The 20815-nt window shown below is 65.3% G+C and carries 13 protein-coding genes; 9 read left to right on the top strand and 4 right to left on the bottom strand.

Going from position 1 to position 20815, the window contains the following annotated elements; translation table 11 throughout:
- Nucleotides 1–14: 14 nt before the first annotated feature.
- The 9 genes from tssE to N5C91_RS29195 all read left to right on the top strand — a co-directional run bounded on the left by tssE (nucleotide 15) and on the right by N5C91_RS29195 (nucleotide 10911).
- The gene (gene tssE / locus N5C91_RS29235) at nucleotides 15–440 is read left to right on the top strand and encodes a type VI secretion system baseplate subunit TssE (protein ID WP_236173533.1); all 426 of its coding nucleotides are present in this window, start codon (nucleotides 15–17) and stop codon (nucleotides 438–440) included.
- Nucleotides 424–2250: a type VI secretion system baseplate subunit TssF gene (gene tssF / locus N5C91_RS29230; protein WP_279833862.1), complete on the top strand. Its 1827-nt coding sequence runs from the start codon at nucleotides 424–426 to the stop codon at nucleotides 2248–2250. The genes tssE and tssF overlap by 17 nt, the downstream gene beginning before the upstream one ends.
- Nucleotides 2214–3227, top strand: coding sequence for a type VI secretion system baseplate subunit TssG (tssG, locus tag N5C91_RS29225; protein WP_279833859.1), 1014 nt, complete (start codon nucleotides 2214–2216; stop codon nucleotides 3225–3227). The genes tssF and tssG overlap by 37 nt, the downstream gene beginning before the upstream one ends.
- Complete coding sequence (gene tssH, locus N5C91_RS29220; protein ID WP_279833857.1) at nucleotides 3227–5776, top strand: type VI secretion system ATPase TssH; 2550 nt, start codon at nucleotides 3227–3229, stop codon at nucleotides 5774–5776. The genes tssG and tssH overlap by 1 nt, the downstream gene beginning before the upstream one ends.
- Nucleotides 5777–5819: 43 nt before the next feature.
- Entirely contained in the window at nucleotides 5820–6671 is an 852-nt protein-coding gene (locus N5C91_RS29215; RefSeq protein ID WP_279833854.1) for a hypothetical protein, read from the top strand.
- Between the two features lie 99 nt (nucleotides 6672–6770).
- Entirely contained in the window at nucleotides 6771–7223 is a 453-nt protein-coding gene (locus tag N5C91_RS29210) for a hypothetical protein (RefSeq protein WP_279833852.1), read from the top strand.
- A gap of 100 nt (nucleotides 7224–7323) precedes the next feature.
- A complete protein-coding gene (locus N5C91_RS29205) occupies nucleotides 7324–8292 on the top strand; it encodes an endonuclease/exonuclease/phosphatase family protein (protein ID WP_236200106.1) in 969 nt (322 codons plus the stop codon).
- Nucleotides 8293–8348: 56 nt separating this feature from the next.
- Nucleotides 8349–10355: a type VI secretion system tip protein TssI/VgrG gene (gene tssI / locus N5C91_RS29200; protein WP_279833850.1), complete on the top strand. Its 2007-nt coding sequence runs from the start codon at nucleotides 8349–8351 to the stop codon at nucleotides 10353–10355.
- 10 nt (nucleotides 10356–10365) lie between these two features.
- Nucleotides 10366–10911, top strand: a complete 546-nt coding sequence (locus N5C91_RS29195; protein ID WP_236173540.1) for a toxin-antitoxin system YwqK family antitoxin — start codon at nucleotides 10366–10368, stop codon at nucleotides 10909–10911.
- Nucleotides 10912–10932: 21 nt separating this feature from the next.
- On the opposite strand, the gene N5C91_RS29190 is transcribed toward N5C91_RS29195, so the two are convergent.
- The 4 genes from N5C91_RS29190 to N5C91_RS29175 form a co-directional block, all read right to left on the bottom strand.
- Entirely contained in the window at nucleotides 10933–11328 is a 396-nt protein-coding gene (locus tag N5C91_RS29190) for a DUF4280 domain-containing protein (protein WP_236200102.1), read from the bottom strand.
- Nucleotides 11329–11402: 74 nt separating this feature from the next.
- Complete coding sequence (locus N5C91_RS29185; protein ID WP_236173542.1) at nucleotides 11403–12890, bottom strand: TolC family protein; 1488 nt, start codon at nucleotides 12888–12890, stop codon at nucleotides 11403–11405.
- Between the two features lie 62 nt (nucleotides 12891–12952).
- Entirely contained in the window at nucleotides 12953–20074 is a 7122-nt protein-coding gene (locus tag N5C91_RS29180) for a DUF4347 domain-containing protein (RefSeq protein WP_279833846.1), read from the bottom strand.
- An 80-nt stretch (nucleotides 20075–20154) separates the two neighbouring features.
- A complete protein-coding gene (locus N5C91_RS29175; RefSeq protein WP_279833844.1) occupies nucleotides 20155–20763 on the bottom strand; it encodes a tail fiber protein in 609 nt (202 codons plus the stop codon).
- Nucleotides 20764–20815: the final 52 nt, after the last annotated feature.

Below are 20815 nucleotides of genomic sequence, written 5' to 3'. Positions count from 1 at the left end.
AGCGGCGCCGCGCGATGTCCGCCCATGGACTGCCGCCCCTGTTCGAACGCCTCGCCACGCAGGAAGACGACCAGGCGTTCGACCTCGAAGCGCTGTGCGCCTCGGTGTCGCGCGAGCTCTCGCGGTTGCTCAACAGCCGCAGCCCGGCCCGCGGCGGCTGCGGCATCCTCGACTACGGGATACTCGACTGGACGGCGCTGCAGGCCCGGCGCGACAGCGACCGGCGTCTGCTGACGCGGGAAATCCGCCGCGCCATCCAGCGCTTCGAGCCGCGCCTGGAGCTGGCCGACGTGGTGGTCGAGGCCGACCCGCAACAACCCCAGCGGCTGCGTGTGCGGCTGCTTGGCAACCTGCGTCAGGATCCGCGCCGCGCGCCTTTGCTGTTCGATCTGACACCCACCGGCGGGACATTGGAAGTACGCCATGAGCGACTCGATTGATGCCGAACTGCTGGACTACTACCAGCGCGAACTGACCTGGCTGCGCCACGCAGGCGCCGGCTTCGCCGCGCGCTACCCGAAGGTTGCCCGGCGCCTGGAACTGGGCGCCGGCGAGTGCGCGGACCCGCATGTCGAGCGCCTGCTGGAAGGCTTCGCGCTACTGACTGCGCGCCTGCAACGGCGGCTGGACGACGACTACGCGCAGTTCAGCGATGCCCTGCTGGAACAACTCTACCCACTGGCACTGCGCCCCCTGCCCTCCTGCGCGATCGTGCGCTTCGAGCCGGACCCCGGCAAAGGAAGCCTCAGCACCGGTTATCACCTACCACGCGGTACTCCCCTGTTCGTCAGCGTGCCGGCGCAGGAACGCATCGAGTTGCCGAAGGAACTGCGTGGCCAGACCGTGCACTGGCGCACCACCGACGACGTCACCCTGTGGCCGCTGGAAATCACCGACGCCACCTTGCTCGGCGCCGAGGAGGCTCAGGCCCTGACCGCAGTGGCCGGCGCCCGTGCGGCGCTGCGCCTGGAACTGCGTTGCCTTGAGCCCGGTGGCTGGGCCGCACTGGCCATCGACAACCTGCGCCTGCACCTGTGCGCAAACGCGGTGACCAATGCCGGCCTGCTCGATCTGCTCGGCGCCCATGCCAGCGCCCTGCTGGCCGGGCCGCCGGACGGCCTCCCGCAACGCCTGCTCGGGCTGCCGCGGCTGGTCGGCTTCGCCGCGGAGCAGGCGCTGCTGCCGGAGGACGATCTGGTTCACCCCGGGCTGCGCCTGTTGACCGAGTACTTTGCCTTCCCCGAGAAGTTCGCCTTCATCGACCTGCCACTGGCCGATCTGCGCGCCAGCGGTGAACGGCTGCAGCTCTACATCACCTTCGAGCGTGCGGCGCCGGGACGCCTGCCACTGCAAGCCAGCGACCTGGCGCTGGGCTGCGTGCCGGCGATCAACCTGTTCCCGCGCACCTCCGAACCCCTGCGGCCGGATGGCACGCAAAGCGAATACCGCCTGGTCGCCGACGCCCACCGCGAGAACAGCGTGGAGATCCACAGCATCCGCTCGCTGCGCGCCAGTTCGCCACGGGGAGTGCGCGAGGTCGCCGCCTATCACGGCGGGCAGCACCAGCCCGGAGACCTCGGGCTGTATTGGCACGCGCGCCGGGTGGAGGGCATGACGCCGAACCGGATGGGCAGCGACCTGCTGCTGAGCCTGGTCGACACCGCCCTGCAGCCGTTGCAGGACGCCCCCGAATACAGCCTGACCGCCGACCTGCTGTGCACCAACCGAGGCCTCGCCGAGCGGCTGCCCGCCGGTATCGCCCTGGTATTCGAGCGCCCCGGCCCGGTCGCGCGCATCAGCCTGCTGCGCGCACCGAGCCGCCAGCTGCAACCTCGCCTGGACGGCCCGTCGCGCTGGCAACTGGTATCGCACCTGACGCTCAATCACCGGTCCCTGGTAGAAGGTCCGCAGGCGCTCGATGCGCTGCGGGAAATCCTCGGCCTGCACAATTTCACCGGTGACAATGTTGCCCACCGCCAGGTGGAAGGCTTGCAGCAACTCGACTGTGCGCGGGTGGTCGATCGCGTCGGCGAGGACGCCTGGCGCGGCTGGCGCAATGGCCTGGAGGTGCGCGTGCACCTGGACCGCCAGGCATTCGTCGGGGCCAGCGCCGTGCTCTTCAGTGCCGTGCTCGCACAGTTCTTTTCCCTTTACGCCAACCCCAATCGCTTTGTGCGCACGGTGCTCGTGCAGTCCGACCAGGAGATCCGCCGATGGCAACCCCAGGCCGGCCAGACGCTCGCCCTCTGAGCCAACGGCTGCGCGCCGAACCGCACACATTCGAGTGGCTGCAGGCGCTGCTCCTGCTCGAACGCGAGCAGCCCGACGCGACCCCGCTGGGCCAGGGCAGCCTGCCGCAAGCCGAAGCGCTACGCCTGCGCGGGCCGCTGACACCGGTGTTCGAAGCCAGCCAGATCAGCGCCCTGGAGGAGATCGACGGCCGCCCCCAGCTGCGCACGGCGATCTTCGGCCTGGGCGGCGCCGATGGCGCCCTGCCCTACGCCTACCAGGAATGGCTGCAACAGCGCGCACGCCTGAAGGATCACGCCCCTGGCGAGTTCCTCGACCTGTTCCAGCATCGCCTGCTCAGCCTGCTTTACCGCGTGCTGCGCAAACACCGCCTGGCGCTCGGCCACCAGGCGCCCGCGCAGGCCCCGTTGCAGCGGCCACTGCGCGCGCTGGTCGGGCTGCTGCCCCACGGCCTGCAGGAACGCGGCGCATTGCCCGACAGTGCCATCCTTGCCCGTGGCGCACGCTTCGCCGGTAACCGTCGCTCACTTGCCGGGTTCGCCAGCATGGTGCGCCAGCAGTTCGCCGTAGCCGCCCGTTGCGATGCCTACGCCGGTGCCTGGCGCGCCATTCCACCGGCCAGCCGCAGCGTGCTCGGGCGCGGCGCTGCCAACCTCGGTCTTGGCCGCGATGCCGTGGCGGGCACCCGCGTCTGGGACGAGCACTCGGGATTTCACCTGCAACTCGGACCGTTCGATGAAGCCACGGCGCGCCGCTTCCTCCCCGACGGCCAGGCTTACCCGCTGCTGCTCGAACTCTGTGCGCTGTACTTCGGCCCCGACCTGCAATGCCGGCTGCGCCTGCTGGTGCGCGCCAGTGGCCCACTGGCACTGCGCGCCGGCACGGCGCCAAGGCTGAACTGGAACACCGGCCTGCGCCGCGACACCGATGCACTGCAAGCAATCGACCTGAACCTGCGCCCCGCGGAGATGACCTGATGGACCTTGCCAGCCTGATCGGCCGCCTCAATCCGGAATCCCGCCGCGCCCTGGAGCGCGCCGCACAACGCTGCCTGCAGCGTACCCACCACTATGTGGAGATCGAGCATCTGCTGCTGGAGCTGCTGGACATCGACGGTGGCGATCTTGCCCTGCTGCTGCCGCGCTTCGGCCTGGAGCGCGACCAGCTCGTCGGCGAGATCAACACGGCGCTGGAGTTGTTCCGCATTGGCAGCACGCGCACGCCCGCGCTCTCTTCGCAAACCGTCAGCCTGCTGGAGGACGCCGTTTTGCAAGCCAGCGTGCTCGGCCAGCCAAGCGTCCGCTCCGGCCTGTTGCTGCTGGCCCTGCTCGACCGGGAAGAGCGCCGCACGCTGCTGCTCAACAGTGCCTCGTCGCTGCTGCGGATTCCCCACGAGGCGTTGCGCGAGAACCTGCTGGACTGGAGCGCCGGATCGCGCGAACAGACGCCCGGCACGCAGCCCGCGGCCAAGGCCCGGCCGGGCCGGCCGCAACCCCAGGACGACCTGCTCGACCAGTACACCCAGGACCTCACTGCCGATGCCCATGCCGGGCGCATCGACCCCATCGTCGGGCGCGACGGCGAAATCCGCCAGTGCGTCGACATCCTCCTGCGCCGCCGGCAGAACAACCCGATCCTGGTCGGCGCACCGGGCGTCGGCAAGACCGCCGTGGTCGAGGGCCTGGCCTTGCGCATCGCGGCCGGCGAGGTACCGCCGCCGCTGCAGGACGTCGTGTTGCGGGTACTCGACCTGGGCCTGCTGCAGGCCGGCGCCGGGGTCAAGGGCGAATTCGAGCAGCGCCTGAAGGGGGTGATCGATGCCGTGCGCAGCAGCGAGCAGCCGATCATCCTGTTCATCGACGAAGCCCATACGCTGATCGGCGCCGGTGGCACGGAGGGTGGCAGCGATGCCGCCAACCTGCTCAAGCCTGCCCTTGCGCGGGGCGAGCTGCGCACCCTGGCCGCCACCACCTGGCTGGAATACAAGAAGTACTTCGAGAAGGACCCGGCCCTGGCACGCCGCTTCCAGCTGGTGCAGGTGGAAGAGCCCGACGAAGCCACCGCCGTGGATATGCTGCGCGGTGTCGCCGCCAAGCTCGAACTGCACCACGGCGTGCAGGTCCTCGACGTGGCCATCCAGGACGCGGTGAAGCTTTCCCACCGCTACATCTCCGGGCGCCAGTTGCCGGACAAGGCCATCAGCGTGCTCGACACGGCCTGCGCGCGGGTCGCCCTGGCCCAGCACGACGTGCCGCCAGCGCTGGAGAATCTGCGCCACCGTGAACTGGCCGTGGAGGAAGAGCTGCAGCGCCTGCGCCGCGAACAGGCCACCGGACTCGAGCACAGTGCGCGCATCACCGGCCTGGAGCAGGAGTCGGTGGGCAATCTGTCGGCCATCCGCGCTCTGGAAAAACGCTGGGGCGAAGAACGCGAGGCAGTGCGCGAACTGCTGCAATCACGCCGCGAGCTGCTGACCCTGAGCGAGAGCGCCGACGCCGCCAAACCCGATGAAGAACTCGACGGCCGCATCGACCACCTGGCCGCCGAACTGGCGCGCCTGGAGGCCGGGCTCGAGGCGATCCGCGAGGACGACCCGCTGGTGCCCGAGCAGGTCGATTCGAAAACCGTGGCGGCGGTGATCGCGGGCTGGACCGGCATTCCGGTGGGCAAGATGCTCGCCGACGAAGCCCACGCCATTCGCACCCTGGGGCAACGCATGGGGCAACGGGTGATGGGCCAGGACGCCGCGCTGGGGACCATCGCCCAACGCATCCAGGCCTACCGCGCCGGCCTCACCGATCCGGCCAAGCCGGTGGGCGTGTTCCTGCTGCTCGGCCCCACCGGCGTGGGCAAGACCGAAACCGCCTACGCCCTGGCCGACGCGTTGTACGGTGGCGAGCGCAACCTCATCAGCATCAACCTTTCCGAGTATCAGGAAGCCCACACCGTCAGCCAGCTCAAGGGCGCCCCGCCCGGCTACGTCGGCTACGGCACTGGCGGCGTACTCACCGAGGCCGTGCGCCGCCGCCCCTACTCGGTGGTGCTGCTGGACGAGATCGAAAAGGCCCACCCCGATGTGCTGGAAGCCTTCTACAACGTCTTCGACAAAGGCGTGATGGAGGACGGCACCGGCCTGGTGGTGGACTTCAAGAACACCGTGATCCTCGCCACCAGCAACGTTGGCGCCGAACTACTGCTGGACACCCCGCCCGAACAGATCGCCACGCCAGTCTTCGACGAACGCCTGCGCCAGGTACTGCTGCAAGCCTTCCGCGCCGCCTTCCTCGCGCGCATGACCGTGGTGCCCTACCGGCCCCTGGAGGAAGCGACGCTGGAAGGCATCGTCATCACCAAGCTGGAGAAACTCCGCGAGCGCTACAAGGCGGCCACCGGCAAGCCGTTCGACTTCGACCCGGCCATCGTCAAGGCAGTACTCGCCAAGTGCAGCTCGGCGGGGGCACGGGATATCGAGAATGTGCTGATGGCAGAAGTGACCGGGAAGCTGGCGCAGTGGGTGTTGGAATGATCTACCGTCGGCCAGCCATAGAGAAAAGGAAATCGACACGACAATGAGCTACCAGAACGTCCTGAATGGCGCCGTCAATCTGGCCGCAGCCAACTTCAACGGCACCCCTGCCGTTGCCTCGCTGGGCCGGCAGTTCGTGATGAGCTGCCTGCTGGCACGTCTCACGCCCGCTAACCACATGGTTCAGATCAACAACCGCTTTCATCAGTTTCTCAGCAACCGTGGCTGGCGCTGGGAGCCCGGCGTCGCCGGCGCTTCGTACATCGCCGGCGCACGCCTGCTGGACGGAACGGTCACGCAGGGAGAGTGCGGTTTTCCCGCCTATGCCCTGGCTTACTTGATCCAGGCTCCGCCGCCCTACGGATTCGGCATGGGGATTGGCAGCGCAAGCGTCATCACCTACCGCGGCACGAACAACAGTGGATTCATTTCGGACCATGCCAACGCACTTCCCGGTCCCCAGCCCAATATCACCAGCCCGGCCGGAGCGCCGCTCGCCGGCTTCTATTACTGGGCCAACCACAAGGTCGTGCAATACGCAGGGCAGATTTACGATCCCTGCTACAACGCTGTATATGCGACTCCCGCTGGCATGGCAGCGGCTTCCCTCCTGACCGTGCGACAGCGGGCCCGGCTGCGCGACCTGGAAAACTACGACCCAGCGAGCCCCTGGGGATTGCTGCTCGGCTGGGGGTTGCCCAGGCTCACCGCCCTGAAGATTAGCGACCTGCTTTGGGGCAACAGCCATACGATCACCGTCACCCAGGCCGTCAACGTGACCGATAACGCCGTCAACGGCCATTTCATCGAATGGGACGAGCAATGGGCCCGGCCAGGGCTCGCTGGGCGGGGAAACATCTACGGCCCCATACCGCACAACCCTCTGGTCCGCTGATGGCGACGCCCCCTTCGCCAGCCCTGTTAGTTCCCTATGGAGCCCACTCCCATGGACCCAGGCGCTCCCTTCAGACCGAACGACCAGCGAGTGCCGCGCATGCCCCGCCCCGCCAACAGCACTAACAGCCTTTCCCGTACAGCATCGACGCTGGCGGATTTCTATCCGCAGGTTATTGCCGGTCGGGAGGCGCTGAACGATCTCGCCAATCTGCAAGTTCTGGACTTTGCCAGCAGTCCGCTCCCCCTTGCTAACGCCGTTATCACCCACGTCACCACCACCCTCCACAATGACAGCCAGCAACTCAGGTTCAGGGACTGGGGCGACGAAAATCGACTTTACGATCCAACACTCTGCACCACCACAGGGAACAACTACGATGCCATCGAGGGCAGTACGCAACCTTTAGTAACGCAGAATGACCAAGTAATTGCCGAGGTATTCGGAGAAAAGCATCTGGTCGTCACCCAGGGGCAAACAAGGGGCATCTTCCAGGCAAGCCAATCAACGCTAAACAACCGATATATCATTCAGGATTCTTCTTATGTATAGCAAGGGCACTTACGGACAATCAACCTACTCCGGAAATGGAGTAGCGACTGCACTTCAAGAACACTGAAACAATCGCACACATCACGCCAATGGAGTCAGTATGCCTCTGAAGATAATGATCTGGAACGCACAGCACTTCGACAACCAGAAATATTTCCGATCACAGGCATACACCGATAAACTTGATTTTCTCAGACATTATCTGACACAAGAAGAAATTGACATTATTGCCTTGATGGAGACCGGAAAAACCGGAGATATCAACCAAACGCTAATTGACGACCTCTCCTCCGAGTACACGATTATCGGAGCTGCATCGCAGGAGGGCGGGGCGAAGAAAAATACGACATTGGGGACCATGGTTTTTCTGAAAAATAAAATATCCAAGAAATTCTCCCTGATTGACAGCTATGTCCTCTCCCCAACCGAACAGCGTGGCGCCGTGATAATAAAGCACAATGAAACCCACTTGGGATTTGCCTTTTATCATGCAAACTCTTCGTATCGAGCAATGGCCAACATTATCGATACAGTGCAGTACATCCAACTCAACCTGAGTTCGCTCGGCATCTCGAAGCTCTGTTATTTCGGCGGCGACCTGAATACAGACGGAAAGTACGAGAGCAAGGAAATCTCCAGCAGAAAGACCCTGAGTGACAAGAACAATCCCTATGCGAGAGTGTTCCAGGTGGCAGGTCCCTCTCTGTACAAACTGCTGCCAACGGGCAGCGGCTACACCCATGCAAGTATCAAGGAAGTATTCGTACCGGATGCAAAAAGCCGCAGATTGCTCAAGAGTGCCGAGCAGCAGAAGAAACAACCAAGGGTTTCGATGAAGAGAACTGTACCTAAAACTTTGGTCCTCACAGGAAAAGTGACCGGATACACCACAACCTTTCGCCTCCTCGATTTTGCCTATGTCGATGACCTTGGAGCCTGGTCGGCCACTTGCGACGCCTCCCTGTCGGCACCAGGAGGTCTAATCAGGCCCACCCGAATGAGCAAAGGAAAGGCCATGCGCAGTGACCACTATCCCGTCGTGTTCACCCACAACGGTAATTTCGACTGAGTTAACGAGCCTCTCTGAAAGATGCAATCGCCACCAATAACTGCCCGAGACAATCCATGACCCGGCCCACCGATACCACGTCCAGCCTTTCCTTGACGGCGTCGGCGCTCACGGAACTCTATCCGCAGACCATTGCTGGTCGGGAGGCGCTGAACGATCTCGCCAATCTGCAAGTTCTGGGCTTTGCCAGCAGTCCGCTCACCCTGGCTAACGCCGTTGCCAGCCACGTCACCACCACCCTTAACAATGACAGCCAGCAACGCCCCCTCGATGCGCTGGTCGCCGAAATCCACCAGCTCCCCGCCGACGCCAGCGCCGAGCGCTACCAGCTCATTCTGCGTCCCTGGCTGTGGTGGCTGACCCTGGCCAGCAACAACCGCGTTTTCCAGAACCTCGCCACCAGCGACATCGTTACCACGATCTTCAAGGCCCACGGCTTCACCGACTTCAAGCTGTCGCTGAGCGGCAGCTACGAGCCGCGCGAGTATTGCGTGCAGTACGGCGAGAGCGATTTCGCCTTCGTCTCGCGGCTGCTGGAAGAGGAAGGCATCTTCTGGTTCTTCACCCATGAAGAGGGCACGCACACCCTGGTGCTCGCCGACAGCAATGACGCCTTCCCGCCCATCCCCAACGGGCCGAAGGTGCCGTACCTGGGCCAGGAGCTTGGCGTGCGCGAACTGCACGGCATCCGCTCGGCGCAGTACTGTCTGCAGGCGGTGGCCGGGACCTACAGCGCCACCGACTACGAATTCACCACGCCCAGCACCTCGCTGTATTCCCAGGCCCAGGCCGACGCCGGGCCGCGCGCGCAATACGAACACCCCGGTGGCTACACCGCCAAGGCCCGTGGCGATGCGCTGACCAAGCAGCGCGTGGACGGCCTGCGCAGCCAGGAACAGCGCCTGATTGGCGAGAGCGACTGCCGCTGGCTGGTGCCGGGGCACTGGTTCAGCCTGACCGGGCATGACGATGCCGCACTGAACATCGACTGGGTACTGACCTCGGTGACCCACGAGGCGGACCATGAGCACTACCGCAACCGTTTCGAAGCCATCCCCAAGGCCACCGCCTACCGCCCTCCCCGCACCACGTCCAAGCCACGCATGCACACCCAGACCGCCAAGGTGGTCGGCAAGGCCGGCGAGGAAATCTGGACCGACCAGTACGGCCGCATCAAGATCCAGTTCCCCTGGGACCAGCAGGGCAAGAACGACGAGACCTCGTCCTGCTGGGTGCGAGTGGTACTGCCGTGGAGCGGCAAGGGTTTCGGCATGCAGTTCATCCCGCGCATCGGCCAGGAAGTGATTGTCACCTTCATCGACGGCAACCCGGATCGCCCGCTGGTCACCGGCTGCGTCTACAACGGCGACAATGCCCTGCCCTATGCGCTGCCGGACAACCAGACGCAGTCCGGCATCAAGACCAACTCCTCGAAGGGCGGCGGCGGTTTCAACGAGCTGCGCTTCGAAGACAAGAAGGACGCCGAGGAAGTCTTCCTGCAGGCGCAGAAGGATATGAAGGTCAACGTGCTCAACGACAGCACCGCCACCATCGGCCACGACGAGACGCTGACGGTGCAGAACGCCCGCACGCGCACCGTGAAGGACGGCGACGAGACCATCACCCTGGAAAAGGGCAAGCGCAGCGTCGCCATCCAGACTGGCAGCGACACGCTGGATGTGAAGGACAGTCGCACCGTAACGGTAGGCGCCGACCAGACCCACAGCACTGGCGGCAACTACAGCCACAAGGTCAGCGGCAACTTCGAGCTGAGCGTGGACGGCAACCTGACCATCAAGGTCAGCGGCACCCTGACCCTGCAGAGCGGCGGCAGCCTGACGCTCAAGACCGACGCCGACCTCGCCGCCCAGGCCGGGACCTCGGTGACCAGCAAGGCCGGTACATCGCTGACCAACCAGGCGGGCACCGCGCTCACCAACAAGGCCGGCACCACGCTGACCAATGACGCCGGCGTCAGCCTCACCAACAAGGCCAGCGCCGAGCAGACGGTGGACGGCGGCGGCATGCTGACCATCAAGGGCGGCCTGGTGAAGGTCAACTGAGGACAACGACATGGCCAACAGCGGAACCCTCGACCTCAAGCGTGGCGACAGCACCCTGCGAGGACGCCTGCAGGATGGCGAGCTGGAGGGCCCCCTGCGCATCGCCGAGCGTGATCGCGCGCAGGCCAGTCTTGCCTACCAGGGCGGCGAATTGCACGGCAGCAGCAGCCTGTTCCACCCCAACGGCAAGGTCAGTGCGCTCATGCCTCATGTGCGCGGGCGCCTGCACGGCGAGGCGCGCTTCTACGCTGCCGATGGCGCCCTGCAGCGCAAGGTGATGTACCGCGACGGACTGATGCATGGCGAAGCCTGTACCTACTTCCCCGATGGTTCGCTGGCCGAGCAGTGCTTCTACCGTGACGGCGTGCAGGAAGGACCGTATCGGCGTTTCCACGGCAACGGACAGTTGGCTCACGAGGCACGCTTCGACAATGGAACGGCGACGGAGATGCCGCGCGCCTACGCCGAGGATGGCAGGCCGCTGGACGAACAGGGCAAACCGGTGTCGAGGCTGCGCTGGTGGCTGGGCAGCCGGGATGATGAAAGCATCGCCTAGGCGCGGTGAAAGGCGGAGTCCTCAGGGAATCAGCATCTGCACCTGGCCCGGCATGCTGATCTTGATCACCCCCGCCCAGTTGCACATCAGCGTGCCATTCGCGTCCAGCGCCGGCACCCCGCCCAGCAGCACGGTCGGCGGCCCGCCGGGAATCCAGGGCGACGCCGTTGCCGGAATGCACGGCATCGGCGTGAGCACTCCCAGTGCGGCCGCTGTGGCGGCCGCCACCATGGGGTTCGCCGGGCTGCTGCAGAGGCCGAACGGCAGGATGTTCACCAAGGGGATGTGATCCTGCAGGTTGGCCGCGGGCATGCCGCTGGTCAGCGTGCGGTTGATCGGCAACACGTTCAGCGGCGACGGCGCCACCCCGAAACTGCATTGCAGAACCGCACCACTGCATACCTGCGGGCATCCCATCGCTGCATCACCTCTGTGCGTGGAAGATCACCGGCGCGCATGGAGCTGGCGCTCCGGTGCGCACCGACGGAGGCTTACTGCACGTTGCCGCTGTCGAGCTGGCGCTCCTTCTCGGCCAGGCCGTTGGCCAGGGTCGACAACCGGGTGTCCGGGGCATTGCTGGGCAGCGGGTCGACGCCGGCCGAGGCGAATACCTGGCCGTAGCTGTTGCGCAGTTCGGCGTAGGCCAGGTCGCGGCGCAGGTCGGCCTGCAAGGCGTTGAGTTCACCCTGGATCAGGTCCAGCTCGCCGATGCCCTGCGCCTGGTGGCGGTTGCGCAGCTGGCCGACGATCTGGTTGTCCAGGCTGGCCAGTTCCTGGGTGGTGACGAACTGGCGGCGCGCCTCGTTATAGTTGGCGTTGGCCACGTAGAGCTGCGCCAGAACGGCCATCGACATGGCCTGGCGACGCGCCACGTTGACGTCTTCGCCGGCCTTGGCGACATCGATGGCTGCCGGGGCGGAAAGGACGTTGAACAGGTTCCAGGTGACCTTCACGCCGTAGTCGGCCCAGCGGTTGTTGACCAGGAAGCTGTTCGAGTCGTAGTGCCCGCCAGCAGAGAATTCCAGGCCCGGCAGCAGGCGCAGCATGGCCTTGCGGGTTTCCGCGGCGCTGATGCGGGCCTGGTAGTCCTGTTCGCGCAGTTCCGGGCGGCTGGCCAGGGCCTGCTGTTCCAGTTGCTCGATGCCCACTTTCAGCTCCGGCACGTCGTAACCTTCCGGCGCTGCCAGGGTCAGGTCGGTGCCCAGCGGCAGGTTGATCAGCGTGGCCAGTTCGGTCTTGGCCAGGGACAGCGCCCGGCGCTGTTCTTCCAGCTGGCGGCTGGCCTCGATCAGGGCGCGCTGGTAGCCCAGCGCCTGGACCGGGTCGCCGATGCGCTGCTGGCTCATCTGCTGGCTGTCCTTGCGTGCACTGTCGACCCGCGCCATCAGCGCGTCGATGCGATCCAGCAGGCGTTGTGCGGCGACGGCGCGCCAATAGGCCGAGCGCACGTCCTGGATGATCGTCTGCACCACCTTGCGCCGACGTTCCTGGACGATCAGGCGCTGGTCGGCCTGCTGCTTGGCGCTGACGTAGCTGACGCCGAAGTCCAGCACGTTCCACACCATGGTCAGATCGGCGACATCGCGGTCACGGTCCTGCGAGGTGGAAGGTTCCAGCGACTGGGTGTTGGTCAGCACGCTCTGGCTGCTGGAGGCGCTCTGGTTGTTGCGCCCGGCGTAGCCCGCTTCGAGCGCCATGCGCGGCAGCATGTCGAAGGTAGCGAGGTCGAGTTGCCGGCGCGACAGCGCCTCCTCCATTACCTTCAGGCGCGACTCGAGGTTGTACTTGACCGCGCGGGCCATGGCCTCGTGCAGGGTCAGCGGGCCGCTGAGCGGCTCCTGGTCCTTGAACATCGCCTGCAGGTCGTCACGTGCACGCTGCTCACTGACGCTGCGATCGATAGGTTGCGTGGTAACGGCGCAGCCGGACACGGCAAGTGCCAACAAGCTGATCCCTAGCAAAGTCGTGTGTTTTTTCATCCCTGGCCGTCCCCCTGGTTACGGCTTCGTTCTTGTGCTTATTGTGCTTTTTGATGTGCTGATCAGGATGCGTCGCGACCCTGGGCAACCTGCCCCAGCGCCCAGGCCAGCTCACGCACCGGTTGTTGTTCGGAGTCATGGATCTGTTGCAATTGCTGCGTCAGGCTCGGCGCGCCGAAGATGCCGCGGATGCCCTGGTCGATATGACCGCTGCGGCGGTCGAAGGCCTTGAGCGGCGTGTTCTCGTCGACGCCGTTGCGATCGAAGATGCCCGCCAGCGTGCTGCTGCCGAATACCCCGGCATCGCCGCCGCCAAAGCCGAGGAAACCGCTGCCGCTGCCATCGCCGAACGATGAACTGCCAAAGGCCTGGGCGATGAAGCTCTGCGACAGCCCACCGTCCTGCACGAAGATATTGCCCAGCGGCGGCAGGCCACCGGGACCTTCGCTCTGGAACAGCGAGGACGGCAGCACCGGCGAAGTGCCCTGCGGCGTGACCAGCACTGGCACGTTGGGCTGCAACGGCGTCGTCGACGGCGTTGTCGGTACGCTCGGCGTGGTGATGCGGAACTGCGGATCGCCATCGGACAGCGAGCCGATCACGTAACTGTCGCCGCGCAGGGAATTACCCAGGGCATTGCCGGCGGCATCATTGATGCCGCCAGCGTTGACCGTCAGGCCCAGGCTGCCCTGCCCGCTCACGCTGCCGACGGTCACGCGGTAGATGCGTGCGTCCAGTTGCACGACCGAGACGATACTGCCGCTGGCCGAGTTGCTGGTGACCAGGGAGAAGTCGCCGGCATCGACGCCGTTGACGTCCTCATCGAAAGTCACCAGGAAATTCACCGTGCTCGCGCCGGTGGGTGACGGGTCCAGGCGCACGACCCCGGTGGCCGTGGGCGCGCGGGTATCCACCAGCACACCGTGGCTGTCGCCGACGCCGTTCAAGGATGGATTCAGCGCATTGCCGGTGGCATCGCGCAGGGAGCCGCCATTCGCGGAAAGCCCGCTGACCTGGATGCCATCCGCGTCGTTGTCGCCAGCCTGGACGGTGTAACGGAACACCAGGCTGTTGCTGCCGGAACCGCTGACGTAGTCGGCGAATACCGTGCGCCCGCCCATGTCGATGGCCAGCTTCGGCGAGCCGTCCACCAGCACCGCTTCGCTGGTCTGAACCACGAACTCGAGGGTGTCGCCGGCCTTGTGCAGCGCGCCCGGCGGCACGCTGACCGCGGTGATGGTCGGCGCATCGCGGTCGACGCTGTATACCGCGCCAGCCAGGCCGCCGCTCAACGGGTTGCCCGCCGCATCGACAATGCCGGTGGCGCTGCCATTGAGGTTCAGGCCCAGGGTGCCGGTCCCCGAGATGCCGCTGACGGTGATCTGGTAAGTGCGCGCGTCGATCTGCTGCAGACCGCTCAGGCTGCCGGCGGCAGTACCGCTGCCGACCAGGGTGAAATCACCCAGGTCGACGCCACTGACGTTCTCGCTGAAGGTCACGGTGTAACGCACGCTGCCGGCATTGGTCGGCGACGGATCGAGGGTGACGATGGCGCTCGGGGTGGGTGCAACGGTATCGACGATAACGCCATTGGTGCCGCCCACATTATTGAGCGTCAGGTTCATGTCGTTGCCGGCGACATCGCGCAGGGTGGCGCCGTTGGCCGACAGTGCGCCCACGCTGATGCCGTCGGCGTCGTTGTCTCCCGCCTGGACGGTGTACTGGAACACCAGGGTCGAAGTGCCGGAGCCTGCGACCAGATCGGCGAATACCGTATGGCCGCCGATATCCAGGGCCAGCCGCGGGGCACCGTTGACCACGACCGCCTCGCTGGTGTTGACCACGAAGGTCAGGGTATCGCCGGCATTGTAGGGAACGCCGACCGGCACACTGACGCTGCTGACCGTGGGCACCACGGCATCGACCAGCACGCCGGAGGTGCTCGCCACACCGTTCAGGCCGGTGATGATGTTGTTGCCGGCAGCGTCGCGCAACACACCGCCGTTGGCCTGGATGGATGAGCCAAGGCTGATGCCGTTGGTATCCAGTTGACCAGTGGCCACCACCAGGCGGAACACCAGTGCGCTGCCGCCGCTGCCACTGACGTACTGCGCAAAGACGGTGCCGCCGCTGTCCAGGGTCACGGCGATGCGCGGTGTACCGCCACTGCTGTCGACGATGACGTTCTCGTTGAAGTTCACCGTGAAGTCGAGGTTCTGCCCCGCCACGTAGGTACCGTTGGCCGGCACGCCGACGCTGGTGACCGTGGGCGCCACGCCATCGATCACGATATCGCTGCGACCGCCGAGGGAGTCTGCGCCGCCGATGGTGGGCAACGTCAGGATCGCCAGGTCGTTGTTGGCGTTGGCCAGGACCGCGCCATTGAGTCGCAATGCCGTGGTGCTCTGGGCGTCGAGATCGGCGCTGCGGTCTCCGGCCTGCACGATGTACTGGAACGTCAGGATGTTGCTGCCCGAGCCGCTGATATAGACCGCCTCGCGATCGACCAGGCCGGTTTCCAGCAACAGGCTGGGGACGCCGCCACTGGTGTTGACGAACACCGAGCGGTCGAACTGGACCTGTACCACAATCAGGTCGCCCACTTTGTAGGTGCCATCCGGATTGCCGGCGCTGACACTGACGATACGCGGGTTGGGCTGCTCCACCGTGATCAGGATGAAGTCACTGTCGGTCTGGCTGCCGCCGCTTCCGGACTGCCCCAGGTCATTACTGACGATCTGCAGCGAGGCCGGGCCGTTGTAGCCGGCCGTGGGGCTGAAGCTCATGCCGGCCAGAGCATGGTTGATATCGGCGAGACTTCCATCGAAGGTGACGGTGCTGTCAGCGGAACCACTGCCGACGCTGAACGCCAGGCCGGTGACGCTGCCCAGGGTGATCGTCCCGTTGACGGCGGTGAGTGTCACCCGCATGGTTCCAGTGCCCACATCCACGTCCGAAATGGAAATCGGGTTGCCGCTGCCGACACCGAAGAACAGCGTCTGGCCACCAAGCACCGACTGGCTTCCCGGTACGCTGTTCACCGGGGCGTCGTTCACCGGGCTGATGGCCAGGTTGAAGGTGCTCGACGCATACAGGTTGCCGCCCATACCGGTATTGCCAAGGTCATCGAGCCTGACCGTCACGGTAACAGTGCCCGATGCATTGGCCGCCGAAAGGTAGCTCACCGCGCCGCTGGCGATGAAAGCGTTGATATCGGCCAGGGTGCCGCTGAGCACCAGGTGGTTGCTGCCCGACCCCGTCAGCGTCACGCCGCCTGCCGCCAACGCGCTGAAGGTGCCTTTGTCGGGTAGTACGCTGAAACTTGCCTCGACCTGCCCGGAGCCGGCGTCGATATCGCTGAAACTGATACCGGTCAGCACCAGGGGCACGTCCTCGTTGGCGTTCACCGGGGACGACGGCACCACGGGGAGGTTCGGGACATCGTTCACCCCTTCGACGTGCAGCGTCAGGCTGCCGCTGCTGGTCTGCGCCGGGCCCCCGCTGTTGCCCAGGTCACTCACGCGGACGTCGAGGCTGACGTCGCCGAAGTAATTCGGCGACGGCATGTAGGTCAGGTTGTTGCCGGCAAGGTAGGCGTTGATGTCCGCGACCCGCCCGGTAAGGATCACGCTGTACATCGCCGTGCCGACGGCGACGGTGCCGCTGACCGCCGCGTTCAGGGTGCCGTAGCCGGCAGGCAGAGTGAAGGTGACCTGGACGTTGCCGGTGCCCGCATCGACGTCGGAAACGCTGATGCCGGTGATACTGCCGGAGCTATCTTCAATGAGGTTGATCACCGTGGGCAGGCTGAGCTGCGGAGAGTCGTTGGCAGCCGTCACGGTCACCGTGCGCGTGGCTGAGGCACTGTCGAGCGAGCCGTCACTCACGCTGAAGCTGATGCTGCGGGTGGAGGTGTTCGGGGTGTCCGAGCTGTTGCTGTAGGTCACCGAGCGCAACGCCGCCTGCCATTGCGCGGCGGTGGCGCCGGCGGCGGAACTCAGGATCATGGTGCCGGTGGCGCTGTCATAGACGCCGACAATGTCGCCCATGGTAGCCGGATTGCTGGTGAAACCGAGCGCATCCTCACCCATCTGGAAATTGCCGGCGATCTGCACCCTGGCGCCCTGCAGCAAAGGCGAGTCGGCGTCGGTCACCGTGAGGCCGCTGTCGATCACCACCGGAGTCGAAGCGACGTCAGCGCCTTCGACGAACGCGGCGCTGCCGCCGCTGGCGGTGATCAGCGGCGCATCGTTGATCGCTGTAACGGTGATGGATGCCGTGTCGCTGCCAATGGAGTACGGCGAGCCGCCACCTGCGCCGGTTGCATTGGCCTTGGTGCCTTGCAGGCCGGCTGTGATGTCAGTCTGGTCCCAGGCTCTGTAGGTGATGCTTGCGCTGGTGCCATTGATGCCGTCCGGCACGAAGCGCACGCGGTCGATGCTGCGCAGCAGCAGCGCCGAATTGAGGGAGACCACTCCGACGTTCTGCCAGCTGGCACCGCCATTCACGCTGTATTGCCAGGTGCCGTTACCGGCGTTCAGGCCGGTGATGGCAATGCCCGTCAGTGCCCCGTTGTCGACGTCGCTGACACTGCCGAGGAAGCTGGAGACAGCCTGGCCGACGTTGTCGATGTCGGAATCGGTCAGCCCAGTGAGCGTGGGCGCCGTCGGCGTCAACACCGGCGCATCGTTTTCGCTGCTGACGATAAGCATCGCCTGAGCCGTGCCGCTGGAGAACGCGGTACTGCCGCCATTGGTGCTGGTGTCGCTCGTGCTGCGCACACCGTTAGTGGAAGCGATGCCGACAGTCCCGTCCCAGGCACGGAACGACAGCGCCGCCGTCTCGCCATTCTGCCCGTTGGGCACGTAGCGCAACTGGGTGGTGGCCGACAGCATCAGGGCGCTGGTGCCGCTGACGCTGCCCACCTGGGTCCAGGTCACCCCATCGGTGGAGTATTGCCAGTCGCCACTGCCAGTGCTGGCGATGATGGCAATGCCGCTGTTCGGGCCATCGCCATCGGCGTAGCTCACGCCGGACAACAGCGAGGACACGCTGACCGCGCTCGACGTGGCGTCTTCGCTGGTGCCGGCCCACGCGTAGGGACCACCGGACAATGTCGGAGCGTCGTTAACGGCGGTCACCGTGAGCTGCGCAGTGGCCAGGTTGGAAGTGCCGCCCTCGGCGTCGGTCACGGTGAAGTTGACCTGGCGAGTAATGTCGGTACCGCCGAAGGTGGGGTCGTCCGAAGAAGACGAATAGCTCACCGAACGCAGCACGGCCTGCAACGAAGCCAGCGAGCCGCTGCCGCTGATCTGCATCACGCCGGTCGTGCCGTTGTAGGTCGCCGAGAAGCCACCGGAAACGCTCACCGACAGCACGTCACCCGAGCGGAAATCGCTGATGATGACCGTGGCTCCCTGGAAGGTCGTGCTGTCGGCATCGGCCAGCACCAGGCTGCCCACCAGCACAGCAGAGCTGCCACCCTCGGTGTAACTCACCGAATTGTTGGCGGGATTCAGCGTCGGGGCATCATTCACCGGGCTGACGGCAACGCTCGAGGTGAGGTTCGGCGTTGCGCTGTTGTTGTTCGGCCCGCTGTCCGTCACCGTCACGACGGTGACGGCACGGGTGGCGCTGCCCGGGTTATCGCTGCTGTTGCGGTAGGTGATGCCGTCGATCAGCTGCGCCATCTGCGTGTTATCGCGCGACAGGCTGCTCAGGGTGATCAGTGCCGTACCACCGGAAAGGCTCACGCTATAGCTGCCGATGCCGGCAATTGTACCGCTGCTGCCGTTGCTCAACGCGATGTCGACGCCACCGATGTTCAGGAACTCGCTGGCACCATTGCTGACGTTGGTCACCCGCAGCGTCATTCCGGTGAAGGTCTCGCCGGCATCGTTGCTCGCGGCGACCACGCCACTGAACAGGTCCACGGCGGCGCCGTTCTCGGTGAAGCTGGGGTTGCTGGCGGTGGCGGTCACCGTCGGGGCAGTGCTCGGCGGAACAGGGTCGCCGGCAAAACTGTCGATGTTGGTGTTGAAGAAATCGCTGCCACTGATACGCACTTCGTCGACGCGGATGCCACCGAAGCTCAGAGTCCTCTGCTGCCCCATCAAGACGGTCTGCGCCGTCCCGACGAGTACACCATCGCGATACCCCGCGACAGTGACGGTCTCGCCGGCGCCGTTATTCAGGTAGATGCTGGTGAAGGTGAAATCGGCACCATCGGTGCGAGCAATGGTAAACACCTCGGTGGTTCCGGTGTTTGGGCTGGCGGACAGCAGGTTGATCGACGCGCTGTTGCCCTCCCCATAGAGGTTTTCCCAGGCTGCGTCGCCGCCGTCCCCCGCACTGGTGAAGGTATAGGTGTAGCTGACGCCGCCCAGTACTCGGGTAAAGGAAGCGGTTTGCCCGGTGTCGGTGCTGAAGTCGTCATTGAAGCTCACCAGCAGGCCGCGGAAGTCGCCCACGTCGAGCGCCGCCGCCTCGACGGCGCCGTGGCTGACTTCCAGCACCCAGTTGCCGCCCAGCGCGGTGGCGCCGGTCATGTCGTTTGAGGCGGCGACGTCGGCGCCGGTGGCATCGGCCAGTTGATCGACGAAGGAATGGCCCGCACCGTCGGCGCCCACCTGGCAGCCATACAGGAGGATGTCGCCATTCTTGTCCAGCGCCTGGCCGATGCTGGTGAGCAGGTCACTGCGCAGGGCGATGCTCGAACCGTCCAGCCAGATATTGCCCAGCTGCACCTTGCCTACATCGCCGTGACTGAGAATATGGATCGAATCGATGCCGGAACGCCCCTGTAGGTAATCGGCAATCTGCTGCAGGCCGTCCTTGTTCGCGTCGAGCACCACCACTTCGGTACCCGGCTTGAGGCCGGCCACCAACTGCTGGTAGCCCTTCACACTGGCGTCGACGAACACCACTTCCTGGCGGTGGTCCGAGGTGCCGGCAGGTACGGCGGAGAGGTTATCCTTGCTCGCGTCGTGGGCACTGTTGTCCTGCGCCGGGTGGGCCTGGGCGTCCTTCGCGGCGGTGTCGGCGGTCGGTTTGGCATCAGCGGCCTCGGCCATGGTGGCGGCCACGGCACCGTCGAACAGCATGCGCGGTTCCAGCGCCATTGCCAGGGCCGGCTTCACCGGTGCCTTGACCGGTACTGCACGCTTCGCCTTGTTCCACCACATGACCCACCTCCACTGCTCTTGGTCGGGAGCGGGTGCGCCCCGCTCCACTGTTTACTGCTTTAACGGTCGAAAACGAGCGATCAGTTGCGCGACGGGAAGACGCCTTCCAACGCAATGATGAAATTGATGCCCAGGTAGGGGTTGCGCACAGAGAAAGGCTGGCTACCGCCAGCAATGCTGGCAGTCCCGTTCGGTACGTTACCGCTGCAGGTGATGGTGAAGGGCTGCAGGGTAGTATCCGCCGCCGTGGTGGAGTACAGCGTGCCCGGGCGGCCGCCTGCGGCGATCGGCCCGAGTACGGTGGTCGCGCCCGGAGCTGCCTGGGTCGCCGTGCTGACCGACGCAGCCGGGATCGCGGCCTGGCCAGTGGCGGTCAGCGGCGAACCGAATGTCACGGTGTGCGTATGCTGCGGCATCTGGTTGGTATTCAGCGTGGTGTTCTCGACACCACCGACCTGGCCCAGGTTGATCGGCCCGAGACCGGGGGCTAGCCCCTGGCCGACGGGGCTGCGGCCGCGCATGTCGGGCAGGCCGAACGTGACCTGACCATCGCCGCCGTACGTCGTGCCCAGCAGCGAGAACAATGCTGAGTTCTGCGCGATCGACATGAGCTGCCCCTGGCAGAATGCGTAGCCACGCGGTGCGAAATTGCCACCGAACATCTTGATCTCACCGATAAAGGGGTCCACGTATTGCCTCTCCTTGGTACCAATCGCTGGAAATGACGGCCAGGCTCACAGC

This window comes from Pseudomonas sp. GD03903 (genome assembly GCF_029840045.1).
In the GTDB taxonomy this organism is placed as follows: domain Bacteria; phylum Pseudomonadota; class Gammaproteobacteria; order Pseudomonadales; family Pseudomonadaceae; genus Pseudomonas; species Pseudomonas pseudonitroreducens.
This window is presented reverse-complemented; position numbering and strand designations above follow the sequence as displayed.